Below are 16,992 nucleotides of genomic sequence, written 5' to 3'. Positions count from 1 at the left end.
TTCAAGATTTTCGACATTCTGGTCGACAACCTGGCGGTGACCGACACCCTCCGACAACGCGATGCTGCCCGGTTGCTCGACCTCCGGTCGAGGCGGGCACCGAATGCCGTGCTGTCAGGTTCGGTGGCCATCGTGGTGCGTGGCGTGCTGCGCGACCGCGAGGGACTGATTGGTCGTGTTGTCGGCCACGTGCTGATCGAAGCGGGGATCGGCGCGGAGCGAGCCACGGTGGCACTGGTCGGGGTCGATCGCGCCGGCGACACGACCGTCGTCGAACGGCACGGGCGTGCGGACCTCACGTTGCGCCATGCCGGTCGTCGGGCCGAGCGGCTGAACTTCTCGATCGACGTGCCTCGGCGGTTGACCCCTGGGTTCGCCACCGAGATGGGCACACGCTCGTGGGAACTCAGGGTCTCGCTCGGTTCGGATCGAATCGAAGCGCTACGTCGCAGGATCGAGGTGCCCGAGGTCCGTCGCTTGGTCCGGGTCGCCACCAGCCCGTTGCCGCCGGTCGTGGTGGCGAGCCGATGGCGCTACGCCCCGCCGTTGCTACGGCCGATCGACTATGCCTTCGCCCCGTCGAGCGAGGCGAGCGGTCACGCCGTCGTGCGCAGCCGGGGCGACTGGGGCGTGGTGGACGTGCCACCGGTCAGGGGCACCCATTGGGAAGCGACCATCGTGCTGTACGAACAGGTCGAGGCCGGGCGATCGGTCGGCATTGGTACGTCCCACCGGGTGGAGTTGGTGTACTCGCGGCCATTGGTCGACGGCCCGAACACGCTCGAGTTCGAGCTCCCGAATGATCTGCCGCCGAGCCACGCCGGTCCGCTGTTGTCGACGTCGTACGAGCTGCGCGTGCACACCGCCGATGGCCGGCGGTTGGGGGTACGACACGGCGTAGCCGTGTCGATGTGACCGTACGGCGTAGCCGTGTCGGTGTGAGGCTGGGTCAGGACTCGTCGTCGTCGACCATCGACATGACGTCGAGGCCGGCTCGGCGACCGTGGGGGTCGGCGACTTCGACGATGCGGTCGTCGACGTCGTCGAACTCGAGTCGCAGGGCCCGGGACATCGTGGCGTGCATGGCGTAGGTGCACGTGATGTAGGTGAACTCGAGGATCTCCTCGTCGGACAGCATCGATTGGAGTTGGTCGAACAGCGGCTGGGGGACCCGTCCGTGTTCGAGCACCAGGCAATCGGTGTAGGCGAGGAGGGCTCGTTCGACGGGTTCCCAGCAGTCGACCGAGGACCAGTGGGGGATGGCGTCGACCTGGTCGTCGGTGAAGCCGGCGTCGCGCATGGCCTTGCAGTGCTGGCTGAACACGAACTGGCTGCCGACGACGTAGCCGGCTCGGATCTGGCCGAGCTCACGGAGCCGAGCCGAGAGGACTCGATTCGGGGAGCGGTAGAACCCGAACCCGTCGGTGGTGTGATCGAATGCGTCGGGGACCAGCGCGAACACGGTCCACCAGTCGCCGGGAGTGCCGGTGGCCGTGCCCGGTTCGGCGACGGGGTCGCGACCGTCGAACAGTCGGGCGTAGATGGCTTGGGCGCGGGGGTGAGCGTCGGCCAAGCCCACCTGGCGGAGCCGTGGCATCTCAGTTGCCTCCGCCGGCGGTGTGGGCGACGGGGTCGACGGTGAGGAGGCGGGCGGCCTCGGCTGGATCAGCCTCGAAACCGGGTGTGTCGCGGCAGAGTTCGACCATGATCCCGTTGGGATCGAGGTAGTAGAGCGAGTGACACCACCCGTGGTCCTTCTCCATGACCGGCTCGATGCCCTCGGCAGTCATCCGCTCCCTCACGGCTTCTTGCTGCTCTGCGGTCGCGGCAAAGGCGGCGTGATTGATCCAGACCGGCAGGCCGACACCTTGGGAAAGGTCGGTGGTGTAGTCGGCTTGCTCGCCGACTGCGTTGAACTGGAAGAAGGCGATGCACTCGCCGCCGCCGGTGTCGTAGAAGACGTGGCGGAGCCAGGTGTCGCCGGCGCCTTGGACCTCGGTGTAGACGAGCGGGAAACCCATCAGACGTTCGTAGAAGTCGGTGGTGGCCTCGACGTCTCGAGTGGCGTAGGCAACATGATGAAACGGCATGCGGCACCCTAGACCGAGCGTCGACCGCTCGAAAAAGCGCCGACGCCCGAGTGGGCGACGGGCGGGCCGTCAGTCGCCGATCGGCCGAGCGAGACCTTCGACCACCTCGGCCAGCGGGTGGCTCGCGAGCGTGGTCGGGGGGACGAGGAGCTTGCGGTCGCGACTGCCGCCTCCGATGATCAACTGCGACCGTTCCATCACGGCGGCATCGATCCAGACCGGTAGGGGAGTCGAGGTGCCGAAGGGGGTCACGCCCCCGATCTCCATGCCCGTGAGTTCGCGGGTCTCCTCTGCCGAGGCGAACGAGGCCTTGCGGGTGCCGAGCCGCTTGCGGACGGCACGGTTCACGTCGAGCTTGGTCGAGGCGAGCAGCAGACACAGCACGTGCTGCGGCGGATCCGACTTGCCGATCACGACGATGGCGTTGGCCGAGTCGTCGGCCGCATAGCCGTACGCTTCGCAGAACGCTGCGGTGTCGGCCAGTGCCGGGTCACACTCGACGACCTCATGGGGCAGGCCGAGTTGGGCGAGTTGGTCCAGGACGGGATCGCTCATCGACCCCAAACCTACCGGTAGCCTCGGCCGATGGCCGAGGATCGAACCCCGCATCTGGTCGACGTCCGAGGGCGCACCTTCGCCGACGACGTCACGTTCTGGGACGACATCGAGGGCTATTGCGGTGCCCTCAGCTACCACCGTGGTGAGACCCTCGACCTGCACGTCTCCTGCAGGACCGACACCTACGACGTGACAATCGAGCGGTGGGGGGCCCACCGGCGGATCGTGCACCACGTTGCCGGCCTCGCCGGTGTGCATACGCCACCGCCGGCCGACGCCGATGCCAATGGGTGTCGTTGGCCGATCTCGCTGGCGGTCCCGATTCCGACGACGTGGGAGACCGGCTTCTATCTGGTCACCCTCACGGCACACGGTGCCCCCGATGGCCTCGATGTCGCCCACGCCTGCTTCGTGGTGCGGCCCGGCGTGCATGAACCTCGGGCCAAGGCGCTCCTGGTCCTGGCAACGAACACGTGGAATGCCTACAACACCTGGGGCGGCTGCAGTCTCTATACCGGCGGGACGCAGGTGTCGTTCCGGCGTCCGTTCGGGCGAGGCATGCTGTGCCGTCCCGAGGTCGACCGCGACGATCGCAAGGCCCGACCCGCCCGATGGGGTGAGGAACCCGATGTCGAGGGCGAGTGCTTCCAGACGTACCGGCTGAGCCATGCGTACCCGGCGGCCATCGGTTCGTCCGGGTGGTTCAGCCACGAGCGACGCTTCGTCGAGTGGGCCGAAGCTGCGGGCTATGCCTTCGACTACGCCGTGTCGAGCGATCTCGATCACGATGCTCACGCCCTCGACGACTACGAGTTGGTGATCGGGGTCGGGCACGACGAGTACTGGTCGGCGGGCCAGCGTGATGCCGTCGAGCGCCATGTCGCCGATGGCGGTCACTACGCCAGTTTCTCCGGCAACACGATGTTCTGGCAGGTGCGGCTGGAGGGCGCCGGGCCGGCCGCAACCATGGTGTGCCACAAGTACGCGGCCCACCGCACCGACCCGGTCATGGCGACCGATCCGACGAGCATGACCGGGATGTGGGCCGATCCACTCGTCGGCCGACCCGAGGCGGCGTTTCTCGGCGGCGGGTCGGCGTGGGGGCTGTACAACCGGTTCGGCCAGGCGACACCGCGGGGATCGGGCGCGTTCACCGTCTACCGAGACGACCACTGGGTCTTCGAGGGCACCGATCTTCGCTACGGCGACTTGCTCGGGGCCAAGCACGGCGTGGTCGGCTACGAGACGCTCGGTTGTCGCCTCCAGTTCGACGAGTACCAACTCCCCATCCCGGCCGGCGGTGACGACACACCCGATCAGCTCGAGATCGTCGCCTTCACCCCCTCGGCGAACATCGGCCTCGGCGAGTACCCGCTGTCGATCTCGGCCCTCGACGACCAGGGCGATCTCGAGTTCATCGCCGAGCGCCTGCACGGCGGGAGCGACGACGCCCGATCCCGGGCCCGGCACGGCAACGCCGTGATCGCCATCGGTCGTCCGAGCGGCGACGGTGGCGGTCAGGTCGTCGCCGTCGGCACCACCGATTGGGTGTTCGGCCTGGCCGACGACCGTGCGGTCGCCCGGGTCACGGAGAATGTCCTGCGCCGTCTCGGCTTGTCGCCACGGTGATCGTCAGGGGCGGTCTTCGCCAGTAGCGTGACACCGTGACCTCCAACACGAACAGCGCATCGGACCAACTGGGTATCAACGTGATCCGGGGGCTGTCGCTCGACGGTCCTCACGCCGCCAATTCGGGGCACCAGGGCACGGCCATGGCCCTCGCACCGCTGGCCCACGTGCTCTACACCCGCGTCATGCGTTACGACGCGGCCGACACCACCTGGCCCGATCGCGACCGCCTCATCCTCTCGGCCGGTCACGCCTCGATCCTGCTCTATTCCATGCTCTATCTGACTGGCTCGGGTTCGCCCGAGCAGCCGGCGCTCGACCTCGACGATCTGAAGGCCTTCCGCCAGTTCGACTCGGCGACGCCGGGGCACCCTGAAGCCGGCCACACCGCCGGTGTCGAAGTCACCACCGGGCCGCTCGGCCAGGGCTTCGCCAACGCCGTCGGCATGGCCATCGCCGAGCGCAACCTGCGGGCCCGCTTCGGCAGCGAACTCAGCGATCACTACACCTTCGTGATCGCCGGCGACGGCTGTCTGTCCGAGGGCGTGAGCCATGAGGCGGCGTCGTTGGCCGGTCACCTCGGGCTCGGCCGCTTGGTGGTCGTCTACGACGACAACCACATCACGATCGACGGCCCCACCGAGCTGGCGCTCGACGACGACGCCGGCAAGCGCTTCGAGGCCTACAACTGGCACGTCATCGAGGCCGGCGAGATCGGTGAGGATCTCGACGCACTCGAGCAGGCGTTGCTCGCCGCCAAGGCCGAGACCGAGCGGCCCACGTTGATCCGGGTGCGCACCCACATCGGCACGCCCTCGCCGTCGCTGACCGATCATCACGAGGCTCACGGTCTTGCGTTCGGCGCCGCCGAGATCACCGAGGTGAAGAACGCGATGGGCATCCCCGACGAGCCGTTCTGGGTGCCCGAAGAGGTGCTCGAGATGTACCGCTCGGCCGGCGCTGCCGGTTCCGCTGCTCATGCCGAGTGGGACGCCCGGCTCGAGGCCATGTCCGGCGATCAGCGGGCCGAGTGGGATGCCGCGTGGGACGTCACCGGTCTCGACGGTTGGGAAGACGCCCTGCCCGAGTTCGAGCGCGGCACGAAGATGGCCACCCGCAAGGCATCGCAGAAGGTCCTCGACGCCCTGGTGCCGTTCGTGCCCGGGTTCATCGGCGGCTCGGCCGACCTCACCGGCAACACCGGCACCGAGCTCGCCGGTCAGACGGCGCAGAGCGCAGCAAACCCCGCGGGTCGCCAGATCTACTTCGGTGTCCGGGAACACGCGATGGGCTCCGCTCTCGTCGGCATGGCCAAGCACGGCGGCATGCTGCCGCTCGGCGGCACCTTCTTGGTCTTCAGTGACTACATGCGTCCGGCGGTTCGGCTCGCTGCCCTGTCCGGTGCACAATGCGTCTTCGTGTGGACCCACGACTCCCTCGGTGTCGGCGAAGACGGCCCCACTCATCAGCCCGTCGAGCACGTCATGTCGTTGCGTGCCATCCCCGGCCTGCAGGTCATCCGCCCGGCGGATGCGGTCGAGACTGCCGGCGCGTGGCAGTTGGCACTCGACACCGATGGCCCGACCGCGATCATCCTGTCTCGCCAGGATCTGCCGATCCTCGAATACTCCTCGATCGACGGTGTCGCCCAGGGCGCCTATCTCGTCGCCGATCACGAGGCCCCCGAGGTCACGCTCATCGGCACCGGGAGCGAGGTCTCACTGTGCCTCGATGCTGCCGCAGCGCTCGACGAGCTCGGCATCGGTGCACGGGTCGTCTCGATGCCGTGCTGGAATGCGTTCGAGAGCCTGTCGGTCGACGAACAGGACGAGATCATCTCGCCTGATATCCCGTCGGTGTCGGTCGAAGCTGGGGTCACCCTCGGATGGGAACGTCACGCCGACCTGGCGGTCGGTATCGATCGCTTCGGTGCCTCGGCGCCGGGGAGTGTCGCCCTGTCGAACCTGGGTATGAACGTCGACAACATCGTCGGCGCCGTCAACGAACTGCTCGAAGCCGACGACGACTGAACGTCGTCACCCGCCCAACGAACGCCGAACACCGAGGACCACCATGAGCCGTCTGCACGAACTCTTCGAAGCCCAAGGTCAGAGCCCGTGGCTCGACAACCTGCGCCGGGGCTGGATGGCCTCTGGTGAGATGCAGGCCTGGCTCGACCGCGGGGTGCGTGGGCTCACGTCGAACCCGTCGATCTTCGCCAAGGCGATGATGGACACCGACGAGTACGACGCCGATCTCGAGTCACTCGTCCGCTCCGGTACCAGCGTCGAGGACGCGTACTGGTCGCTCGTCGTCGACGACATCGGTCAGGCGCTCGCCCTGCTCCGCCCGATCTTCGACCAGTCGGGCGGAGAAGACGGCTACGTGTCGGTCGAGGTGTCACCGCGGCTCGCGAACGATGAGGCGGGCACGGTCACTGCAGCTCGCGAGCTCGATGACACGATCGATGCGCCGAACCTCTACATCAAGGTCCCGGCCACGGTCGAGGGGGTCGGCGCCATCCAGACACTGGTGTCCGAGGGGCGTTCGATCAACGTCACACTGATCTTCAGCCTGTCCCGCTACCAGGCGGTGATGGAGGCCTACCTCGCCGGTCTCGAGGCGTTTGGCGGCGATCTCTCCACTGTGTCCTCGGTGGCGTCGTTCTTCATCAGCCGGGTCGACGTCGAGGTCGACAAGCGACTGGCCGCCATCGGCACCGACGAGGCGCTTGCACTGCGCGGCAAGGCGGCCATCGCCCAGGGCGTGTTGGCCTACGAGCTGTTCCAGCAGACCTTCAGCGGCGCTCGCTGGGAGGCGCTCGCAGCCAAGGGTGCGCGCTATCAGCGCCCCCTGTGGGCGTCCACGTCCACCAAGGATCCGTCGTATCCCGACACGCTCTACATCGACACCCTCATCGGACCCAACACGGTGAACACCATTCCCGATGGCACGCTGTTGGCCTTCGACGACCACGGCACCGTCGCCCGCACCATCGACGCCGATGTCGCCGGTGCGCACCAGGTGATCGAACAGCTCGCCGAGCTCGGGATCGACCTCGAAGAGGTCGCGTTGCAGCTCGAGGACGAGGGCGTCGCCAGCTTCGCCAAGGCATTCGACGATGTGCTCGACACGCTCGGCACTCGGGCCGCGGAGTTCACCGAGGGCTGACTCTGCCGACGAGGCAGCCTCCGGCCCTGCCTCCGAGGCAGCGGCCGACACGGACAGCGTGGGCGACATCTTCTGGCGCGCCAGCCCGCAGTAGGCGAAGGGCCGACCAACCACCGCGGTGTTCGACCCTCCGCCCTGCGTCATCGTAGTGTGAAATCACGGCCGATTCCTTGTGTTCTCGGGCCTCTCGTGGCACCATCCGCTCCTTCACACCAACGAAGGACTGGGCTGCAATGTTCGTTGACTCCACGGATCGTCGAGTTGAGTAGCGAAGCGGAGTCGAGCGAACGCGGGTCGGTCGAACTCATCGACGTCACCAAGCGGTTCGGCTCGATGGTGGCGGTCGACCGTCTCGACTTGCGGGTGCGTCCGGCGGAGTTCCTGTCACTCTTGGGGCCCTCGGGCTGTGGCAAGACCACCACCCTGCGGATGCTCGCCGGATTCGAACAGCCCGACGAGGGGCGGATCCGGCTCAACGGCCGTGAGATCCAGGGCGTGCCGCCCTACAAGCGAGACGTCAACACTGTCTTTCAGCAGTACGCGCTGTTTCCCCACATGACGGTCGCCGAGAACGTGGCGTACGGATTGCGGCAGAAGAAGACGCCGAAGTCCGAGATCGCCAGTCGGGTCGCCGAGGCGCTCGCGATGGTGAAGATGTCCAAGCTCGCCGACCGTCATCCTCGCCAGATGTCGGGCGGGCAGCAGCAGCGAGTCGCCGTGGCCCGAGCGCTGGTCAACCGCCCGAGCGTGCTCCTGCTCGATGAACCGCTCGGTGCGCTCGACCGCAAGCTGCGCGAGGAAATGCAGATCGAGCTGAAGTTGCTGCAGAGCGAACTCGGGATCACCTTCATCTTCGTCACGCACGACCAGGAAGAGGCGATGGGCATGAGCGATCGCATTGCGATCATGCTCGATGGCCACGTCGAGCAGCTCGCCGATCCGGAGACGGTGTATGAGAAGCCGGCGTCTGCCTTCGTCGCCGGCTTCATCGGTCGCAACAACTTCTGGAGCGGCATCGCCGTCGCCGAGGGCGTCGAGGCCAATGACGGCACCGTGTTCCATGCGACCGATCCCGAAGAGCGCGTCGCCGTCGGCCAGAAGGCGCTGGCAGCGATTCGGCCGGAGTGCGTCCAGCTCGCCGACATCGGCGAGGCCCCGGCCTCCGACCGGCCGATCAATGGGGTGTCGGGCCGGCTGGCGAGCGTGTCGCACTTCGGCGATGTCCGCCAGTTCGTGGTGCGGACTCCCGAGCGCGACGTGCTGGCCCTTCTTCCCCGCCAGAGCGCCCCGCGGCTCTCGGCCGGCGACGACGTGTGGTGTTCATGGAGCGCCGAAGACGTCTACATGTTCTCGGCCGACCAAGCCGACCTCGTGTTGGCCGACCCCGCCGAGGAGGCCATCGCCTGAGCGTCGCACGAGGCGGTCGCATCACTTCGACACCTCACCACTTCGACACAGCACCACGTCGTACCCACGCCGGGCACGACGTGGTGCCAGCAACTTCGCCCGATTCCCAATCCCTCAACCGTTACCGGGAGAAACCAGACCATGACCGAACCAACAGAGCTACGCATTCTTGCGCACCAGTCGTTCCGAGAGAAGCTGGCTCGACGCCAGTTCCTCCAGGTGGGCGGGGCCGCAGGTGCGGGACTTCTGCTCTCCGCTTGCGGGGGCAGCAGCTCGGATGCCGGCTCCTCGAGCGGCTCGTCCGACGGCGGCGGGGGCGAAGGCGTCGCCGAGGCCAGTGGCGACTACAGCCGAGTGATCAACAAGGCGTCAGGCGATCTCGCCATGTACACCTGGGGTGACTACAACGACCCCGACATCGTGGGTCAGCAGGCGGCCGACGCGCTCGACGTCACCATGCGGGTCGACTTCTACTCGAGCAACGAGGACCTCATCGCCAAGCTCGAAGGTTCCAACGGCACCAGCGGGTTCGACATCATCGCGCCGACCGGACCGTACATCCCTCAGATGGTGCAGAAGGGGCTGCTGCAGAAGCTCGACAAGACCCTGCTGCCCAACATGTCGAACATCGATCCGATCTACCTCAACCGTGACTGGGATCCCGACAACGAGTACGGCGTGTGCAAGGACTGGGGATCGACCGGTTGGCTCTACAACAAGACGATGATCTCCACCGAGATCAAGACCTGGGCCGACTTCATCTCGGTCTGTCAGACCGAGGCGTCGGGCAACTGCGCCATTCTCGATTCGCCGCCGAACCTCACCGGTATGTACTTCTGGGCCAACGGCATCAACTGGACCACGGAGGACGCCGCCGATCTGGATGCCTGCGAGGACTTCCTCGTGAACGAGTTCGCCTCGCATGTGAAGGCGTTCGACTCCTACCCGTCCGACAAGATCGCCGAAGGTGCCTACTCCATCGCCATGATGTGGAACGGTGACGCCCGGCAGGCGTACGCCAAGGTGGCCGACGCCGGTGGCAATCCCGACGACTGGGTGTGGCAGCTCGGTGCGCCCGCCACCGAGATCTGGATGGACCTCTACGCCATCCCGACCGGTGCGCCGAACCCCGAGGCCGCACACGCTTGGATCAACTGGTTGCTGATCCCCGAGATCTCCATGAAGGACCTCGCGTACCACGGCTACCACTCGGGCATGAAGAACATCGACACGCTGCTGTCGGAGCTGTATCCCGACCTGCCGCGGCCCGAGATGATCTTCTTCACCGAGGAACAGGTCGCCACCATGCAGACCGGAGCGGTGAACTCGGCGCAGGACCGCATGGTCGACATCTATAACAAGGTCCTGGCCGCCGCCGGGTCATGATCGGATGACACGAATGGCAACCGCCGCCTCCACCTCCGAAGCACCGACGCCCACTGGGCGGAGGCTGCGGTTGCCATCGTTCGCCCTCGCGCTGCCGGAGATCCTCTGGTATCTGCTGTTCTTCATCATGCCGATCCTGTTGATCGTCTGGTACTCGTTCGGCGTCAAGAACAATGCGTCGACCACCGGGGTGCCGGTCGACATGTCGCAGCTGACCCTCGACAACTACCGCAGCGCCTTCGACGACACGTTCTTCACCGTCTTCAAGACCACGCTGCGCATCTCGGTGATGGCCACGGCGCTCTGCCTGCTGATCGGCTTCCCCGTCTCCTACTTCTTGGTCTTCAAGGCGTCGGAACGGTGGAAGGGACTTCTGCTCGGGTTGATCATCGTGCCCAGCTTCACCAGCTTCTTGATCCGCACCCTGGCGTGGCGGATTCCGCTCGCCGCGAACGGCGAACTGTCACGCTGGCTGCAGGACATCGGGCTCATCGGTGGGCCGATCAGTGTGCTCGACACCAAGACGGCTGTGCAGATCGCCATCGTCTACAACTACCTCGGGTTCATGATCCTGCCGATGTTCGTCGCTCTCGACCGGATCGATCCCGGACTGCGGGAGGCCAGCAAGGATCTCGGCGCGAGCAGGCTCCGAACCTTCCTTCAGGTCACCCTTCCGCTTGCCGGTCCTGGCATCGTCGCCGGCGTGCTGATCACGTTCATCCCGATGTGCGGCGACTTCGTCACGGCGAAGCTGCTCGGTGGCACGTCGGGCAACATGATCGGATCGATGATCGAGGGGCAGTTCAAAGCCGCCCAGAATTGGCCGCTCGGCTCGGCGATGGCCGTGATGATGATCGGTGCGGTGCTGCTCGTGCTGATCGTTGCCAGCGCCGTCGTGCGGATCGTTCAGTACGCGCTGCGTCGGCGTCGCTCCTTCTTCCTGGAGGCAACCCCATGACCGCTCCCGCTCGTCAAACGCCCACCGGTCACGCGACGGCGAAGCGATCGATCGACGTCGCCAAGATCGCGATGGGCGTGTGGACTGCGCTCGTCATCACGTTCCTGTTCATCCCGATCCTCATGGTGATCCGCCACTCGTTCAACAGCGGCGGGTCCCTGATCGTGTGGGCCGGGAGCTACTCCACCGAGTGGTGGGGCAACCTGTTCGACGGCGGTCGAGTCGTGCAGGGTCTGCTGGTGTCGATCGGGGTCATCGGGATCAGCGTCATCCTTGCTCGGCTCTCGAAGCGACCGGCTCTCGTCAATTGGGCTGCCCCCGTCGGTGTGCTGCTCGCCGTGGCCGTCAACGCTGTGCTGTCCGGCAGCTTCCGCGATTTCTTCGACAACGCGAACGTCGGTGACACGCTGCGCAACTCGTTCATCGCAGCCGCGGGCGCGACCGTCATCGCCGTGATCATGGGTGGAACGGCGGGCGTGGCGTTGGCCCGACGAACCGGTCACTGGTCGAAGCCCTTCATGTTCGTGCTCTTCCTCGTACTCGTGACCCCCGAGATCATGGACGCCATCGCGCTGTTGGGTTGGTTCGTCCGTCTGGGTGGCCCGTTCAACACCTCGGTCGGTCCGGTCAACAACGGCATCCTCCGTCTGTGGGTCGGCCAGTCGCTCTACACCTCGGCACTGGTCACGCTCATCGTTCGTGCCCGACTCGAGGGCCTCGACGCCTCACTCGAAGAGGCGGCCGCCGACCTCGGAGCCACGCCCTACCGGGCGTTCCGTGAGATCACCCTGCCGCTGATTTCCTCCGCTCTGGTCGCCGGCGGGCTCCTCTCGTTCACCCTCTGTCTCGACAACACGATCATCGCCAATGCCGTCGCCACCGCCGGCTCCACGACGTTCCCCGTGTTCGTGATCGGGACGGCGAAGAGCACCACGAAGCCGTTCGTCGGTGCCGCCGCCGTCGTACTCTTCGGCGTGACCGTGGCCTCGCTGGCCTTCGTGTACTCGGTCCTCAAGCGGTCTGGGCAGTCGTCGAGCGAGATGGCGGCCACCTTCACCGGTAGCTGATCGTCGGTCGCTGCAGTCAGCTGCTTGCGCCCCTGAGGCCAAGTGCGGAGTGCGCTGCGGCCAAGCGGGCCGTGGACCGGTCTGACAAACTGTCCCGATGACCGTCGTCACCGCCGCCACTGCCTCGCACGTTCCCTCCAACGACCTGCTCGATGCCGCTCACGGTCTCGACGCGAACACCATTGAACTGCGGCGCGCCATCCACGCCGATCCCGAACTCGGGCTCGACCTTCCGGCAACCCAGGCCAAGATCCTCGACGCACTCACGGGCCTGGGGCTCGACATCACGCTCGGTGAGTCGCTCACGTCGGTCGTCGCCGATCTCGACTCGGGCAAGCCCGGCCCGACCGTCCTGCTGCGGGGCGACATGGATGCCCTGCCGTTGCAGGAGGACTACGAGACCGACTTCCAGTCCCGGCATCAGGGCAGGATGCACGCGTGCGGTCACGATGCTCACGTTGCGATGCTTGCGAGCGCCGCTCGATTGCTCAGCGAGAACACCGACGAGTTCACCGGCAAGATTCGCTTCATGTTCCAGCCCGGCGAGGAGGGGTTTGGCGGCGCCAAGCTGATGATCGACGAGGGCGTGACCAACGGCGTCGATCGGGCCTTCGCCATCCACGTCATCTCGAACATGCCCGACGGCATGATCTTCACCAAGGGCGGATCGCTGATGGCGAGCGCCGACACCTTCCACATCACGATCCACGGCGCCGGCGGGCACGCCTCGGCCCCGCACCATGCCATCGATCCGATTCCGGCGGCCGCTGCCACGGTGCTCGGTCTGCACACCATGGTCGGCCGTACCATCGACCCCACCCAGTCGGGGCTTCTCACCGTGGGTCAGATCCACGCAGGAACCACCAACAACGTGATCCCTCCGTCGGCGTTCATGGAAGGCACCGTGCGTGCGCTCGACGAAACCACTCGCGCCGAAATCAACGAGAGCATCGATCGGGTGGCCAGCGGCACGGCTGCGGCACACGGTTGTAGCTGCACCACCACGCTGGCCGCCGGCTATCCGGTCACCGTCAACGACATCGAGCAGGCGGCGCTCACCGGACTCGTTGCCTCGAGTGTGCTCGGGGCCCAGAACTACCACGAGATGCCGCGTGCGGTACTCGGCGCCGAGGACTGGAGCTACGTACTCCAGAAGGTGCCGGGGTCGATGGCCTTCCTCGGCGTGACCCCGAGCGATCTCGACCCGTCGAAAGCGGCGCCGAATCACTCCAACCTCATGCGGATCAGCGAAGAGAAGCTTGCCAACGGCGTTGCCCTCTACGCCGCCATGGCGCTGGTGCGTTGACGACCTCGGCTCGTCGGTTCGGCCCTCCGCACCAATGGTGCGTTCGGCCCGGTGGCGTAGTCAGATTGCCCTTCTGACTGCTGGTCTCGCTACCGATAGTGAAGCGTGCCCATCGATTCGCCTCGCGCTCCACGTCGTGCCCCGCGCGTCGCGTCGCTGCTGATTGCTCTGGCATTGGTGCCACTGCTCGGCGCCGGTTGGTTCGCGTTTCGCGAGCTGAGCTCGGTGCGATCCGCCCGAGACAGCGCGGCGGTGGTCGATCGCGACACCAGAGCGCTGGTCCGCTACACCGATCTGCAGGCCAGCCTGCTCGATGAGCGGAACTGGCGGCTTGCCGTCCTCGGCGTGCAGGAAATCGGGATCAGCCCGGACTTGATCACCAAGGTCATCGGCATCGATCTCGTCATCGAGTGGGAGAGCGCTGCCGCGCGGGTCGACGCCGTCGCCGCCGAGATCGACGATCCGGCCATCGACGCAGAACTGGCCGAGCTTCGCGTCGACGACGAGACCGACCTCCGACTCCTCGGCGTCCGCTATCGAGCGCTCGAGGATGAACTGAACGTGCGGAGTGATGCCCTGTTCGATGAACTGCTCGCAGTCGCTGGCGATGTGCCGGACGGCGCCGAGTTGATCGGCACGGCGCGTGTGCTCGAGGCAGCAGCGGCCACGCGCAGCAGCACGGCGCAACAACTCTCGAGCTACTTCAGTGCTCGGTTCTCGGGTGCGGAGACGGCACGGGAAGAGGTCGCCGTACTGCTGCAGCAGCAGACCGTCTACGACGACGCGATCGAACAGATCGAACGCTCCGCCGAGTCTGACTCGATGGCCGCCGAGCAGCTCGGTGTCGTTGAGACCTCCGCCGATGTCACGACGTTCAGCGATGGTGTCACCCAGATCATCGAAACGACGCAGGAACTCCTCGCCAATGGTGACGAGGGCGGCCTTGGATTCGTTACTCAGGATCTCGCCGGCGTCGCCCGCCAGTTCGAAGCGGGCAAGATCTCGTCGGAGCTCCATCTCGATCTGGTGACGGCGGCCGGCAACGACGTGATCATCTCCAGCCAGGCCCTGACCGATCGAGCGGATGCTGCAACCCGCCAGGCAATGGCGACGATTGGATTCCTGACCGTCGTCTCGGTGGCATTCACGATCGCCCTGACCCGCTTCATCGGCCAACCGCTCCACCGCCTGTCCGAGACGGCGAAGTTGCTGCGTGACGGGGCCCACCGCGACGCTGTCGTGCTCGCCGGCCCGGTGGAGGTGCGAGAGGCGGCGTCGGCGTTGAACGATGCCTCGACCCAGCTGCATCTGGCGGAGCGGCAGGCGAAGGCGCTCGCCCGCGGCGACCTCGATGCGGCGGTGCTGGCCGAGACAGCGAGTGGCGGACTTGGTGCTTCGCTGCAGGAGGCCGTGCAGACCCTCGCCGCGTCGATGGGCGAGCGCGAGGAGTTCCGTCGCCGCCTCGCGCACGAGGCCAGCCATGACGGTTTGACGCACCTACCGAACCGGAAGGCGTGCCTCGAGAAACTGCACGAAGCGCTCGCTCGGACCGACTCGAGTCGGTCGGATGTCGCCGTCATCTTCATCGATCTCGACGGCTTCAAGGTCGTCAACGATCAGTTCGGGCATCCAGCGGGCGATGTCGTGCTCGAGACCACCTCGCAGCGTCTGCTGTCGTGTGTTCGTTCCAGCGATCTGGTCGGCCGCCTCGGTGGCGATGAGTTCGTGGTGATCGTGGACCCTGTTGGCGGCATCGACGAGGTTCAGGCTTTGGCCGAGCGCCTGCTCGACGCAATCGGCCAGCCGATCTCCATTGGCAAGGCCACCGTTCGAGTGGGCGGCAGCCTGGGAATCGCCATGGCCGATGACCCCGAAGCGAGTGGTGACGATCTGCTACGGGACGCCGATCTCGCTGTCTACCGGGCCAAGGCGAACGGGCGCAATCAGGTGGTGGTCTGCGACGATGAGCTCCGCTCGGTCGTGGTGCGGCAGAACGAACTCGACGTCGCCATCCGTTCGGCGATCGCGGACGACGAGCTTTCGCTGTACTACCAGCCGATCGTGGATCCATTGACCGAGCAGCAGGTAGGGCTCGAGGCGCTGATCCGCTGGTTCCGCCCTGGTGGCGACATGATGCCGCCGGACTCGTTCATCCCGTTTGCCGAACGTAGCGACCTGATCGTCGAGATCGACTCTTGGGTGGTCGATCGCGTCGCTCGGCAGATGGCAGCGTGGCGGTCCGAGGGCGTGGATCATCTGGTGCCCGTGTCGATCAACATCTCCGGACGCCACCTGAGCGTGGATGCGTTCGTCGATGATGTGATGGCGCCACTCGAACGCTACGGCATCGACCCCGCCCTGATCGTGATCGAAGTGACCGAGAGTGCCCTCCTCGACGACCTTGGCGGCGCCGCAGCGAAGCTCCAGTCGTTGCGCGATCGCGGTGTTCGGATCGCCATCGACGACTTCGGTACCGGCTACACGTCGCTGGCCCACTTGAAGACGTTGCCGATCGACATCCTCAAGATCGACCAGAGCTTCACGAGTGACGACTCCGCCTCGTCACTCGTCAAGCTGATCATCGACACCGGTCACCTGCTCGGCGTCAGCATCACCGCCGAGGGCATCGAAACGGCGGACCAGGCACACGCACTGTCGTCGATGGGCAGTGACGATCTCCAGGGCTACTACTACGGGCGGCCGTGTCCACCCGAGGACATCACCCACCACTTCCCGTCGGCACTCGAAGACCGCTGAGAACGGCCGCTTCCGTCGAAGCCGACCGTCTCAATCCACCTCGACCTCGTTGATCAAGCCGGTGGTGACGTCGTAGACGAAGCCGCGCACGTGGTCCTTGTACATGACGAAGGGTGTGTGATGGAGCCGATGCATCGACTGCTTCACATCGGCGTAGGGATCGACGAAAGACTCGACCGCCCACCACGGCTTGATGCCGAGCTCGGCCTCGAGTTCGGCCTTGAACTGGTCTTCGGTGACTCGCTGGAGGCCGCAGTCGGTGTGGTGGAGGAGGATGATCTCCTTCGTCCCGAGGTAGCGCTGGGACAGGCAGAGCGAACGGATCACGTCGTCGGTGATCACGCCGCCGGCGTTGCGGATGATGTGGGCCTCGCCGTTGCCGAGGCCCAGCAGCTTGAAGATATCCATGCGGGAATCCATGCACGTCACTACGGCGAGATGACGCATTGGCTCGACCTGGAGGTCGGCGTCGTGGAAGTGCTCGGCGTAGGTGTCGTTGTGTTCGATCAGCTCGTCGGTGTTGGGACGAAAGGTGTCGCTCATGGAGTTCTCGTTCTCGTGCTGGGTTCGGCCTGGTGCCGGGACCGAAAGATATCACCTCGAAAGAGCATATTCGAAATGGTCAATATCGCACCCACTCGGCAAAGCGCCGGGATCGTGCTA

The 16,992-nt window shown here is 66.0% G+C and carries 14 protein-coding genes; 10 read left to right on the top strand and 4 right to left on the bottom strand.

What is annotated here, in order from left to right:
- Positions 1-36: 36 nt before the first annotated feature.
- Positions 37-915, top strand: coding sequence for a hypothetical protein (locus R2733_04965; GenBank protein ID MEZ5375843.1), 879 nt, complete (start codon positions 37-39; stop codon positions 913-915).
- Positions 916-949: 34 nt separating this feature from the next.
- Here the strand turns inward: R2733_04965 and R2733_04960 are convergent, their stop codons facing one another.
- From R2733_04960 to R2733_04950, 3 genes are all read right to left on the bottom strand, one after another.
- Entirely contained in the window at positions 950-1,597 is a 648-nt protein-coding gene (locus R2733_04960) for a carboxymuconolactone decarboxylase family protein (protein ID MEZ5375842.1), read from the bottom strand.
- A gap of 1 nt (position 1,598) precedes the next feature.
- Positions 1,599-2,090, bottom strand: a complete 492-nt coding sequence (locus tag R2733_04955; protein MEZ5375841.1) for a VOC family protein — start codon at positions 2,088-2,090, stop codon at positions 1,599-1,601.
- A 69-nt stretch (positions 2,091-2,159) separates the two neighbouring features.
- A complete protein-coding gene (locus R2733_04950; GenBank protein ID MEZ5375840.1) occupies positions 2,160-2,645 on the bottom strand; it encodes a YbaK/EbsC family protein in 486 nt (161 codons plus the stop codon).
- A gap of 30 nt (positions 2,646-2,675) precedes the next feature.
- Here R2733_04950 and R2733_04945 point away from each other — a divergent pair, with 30 nt between their 5' ends.
- The 9 genes from R2733_04945 (at position 2,676) to R2733_04905 (ending at position 16,329) form a co-directional block, all read left to right on the top strand.
- Complete coding sequence (locus tag R2733_04945; protein ID MEZ5375839.1) at positions 2,676-4,277, top strand: DUF6605 domain-containing protein; 1,602 nt, start codon at positions 2,676-2,678, stop codon at positions 4,275-4,277.
- A gap of 35 nt (positions 4,278-4,312) precedes the next feature.
- Positions 4,313-6,307, top strand: a complete 1,995-nt coding sequence (tkt, locus tag R2733_04940) for a transketolase (GenBank protein ID MEZ5375838.1) — start codon at positions 4,313-4,315, stop codon at positions 6,305-6,307.
- A 43-nt stretch (positions 6,308-6,350) separates the two neighbouring features.
- On the top strand, positions 6,351-7,448 hold the full coding sequence (gene tal, locus R2733_04935; GenBank protein MEZ5375837.1) for a transaldolase: 1,098 nt from the start codon (positions 6,351-6,353) through the stop codon (positions 7,446-7,448).
- Between the two features lie 261 nt (positions 7,449-7,709).
- Positions 7,710-8,855, top strand: a complete 1,146-nt coding sequence (locus R2733_04930; GenBank protein ID MEZ5375836.1) for an ABC transporter ATP-binding protein — start codon at positions 7,710-7,712, stop codon at positions 8,853-8,855.
- Between the two features lie 141 nt (positions 8,856-8,996).
- Positions 8,997-10,241, top strand: a complete 1,245-nt coding sequence (locus tag R2733_04925; GenBank protein ID MEZ5375835.1) for a spermidine/putrescine ABC transporter substrate-binding protein — start codon at positions 8,997-8,999, stop codon at positions 10,239-10,241.
- Positions 10,242-10,254: 13 nt separating this feature from the next.
- Positions 10,255-11,199: an ABC transporter permease gene (locus R2733_04920; GenBank protein MEZ5375834.1), complete on the top strand. Its 945-nt coding sequence runs from the start codon at positions 10,255-10,257 to the stop codon at positions 11,197-11,199.
- Entirely contained in the window at positions 11,196-12,266 is a 1,071-nt protein-coding gene (locus R2733_04915; GenBank protein ID MEZ5375833.1) for an ABC transporter permease subunit, read from the top strand. Before R2733_04920 ends, R2733_04915 begins: the two co-directional genes overlap by 4 nt.
- A 97-nt stretch (positions 12,267-12,363) precedes the next feature.
- Positions 12,364-13,572, top strand: a complete 1,209-nt coding sequence (locus R2733_04910) for a M20 family metallopeptidase (protein ID MEZ5375832.1) — start codon at positions 12,364-12,366, stop codon at positions 13,570-13,572.
- A gap of 225 nt (positions 13,573-13,797) precedes the next feature.
- Positions 13,798-16,329: an EAL domain-containing protein gene (locus R2733_04905; GenBank protein MEZ5375831.1), complete on the top strand. Its 2,532-nt coding sequence runs from the start codon at positions 13,798-13,800 to the stop codon at positions 16,327-16,329.
- A gap of 30 nt (positions 16,330-16,359) precedes the next feature.
- Here R2733_04905 and R2733_04900 read toward each other — a convergent pair whose 3' ends face one another.
- Positions 16,360-16,872, bottom strand: a complete 513-nt coding sequence (locus R2733_04900; GenBank protein ID MEZ5375830.1) for a carbonic anhydrase — start codon at positions 16,870-16,872, stop codon at positions 16,360-16,362.
- Positions 16,873-16,992: the final 120 nt, after the last annotated feature.

Source organism: Acidimicrobiales bacterium, assembly GCA_041394265.1.
In the GTDB taxonomy this organism is placed as follows: Bacteria; Actinomycetota; Acidimicrobiia; order Acidimicrobiales; family SZUA-35; genus JBBQUN01.
Note: the sequence above shows the minus strand (reverse complement) of the source record. Positions and strands in the feature narration are given on the sequence as shown.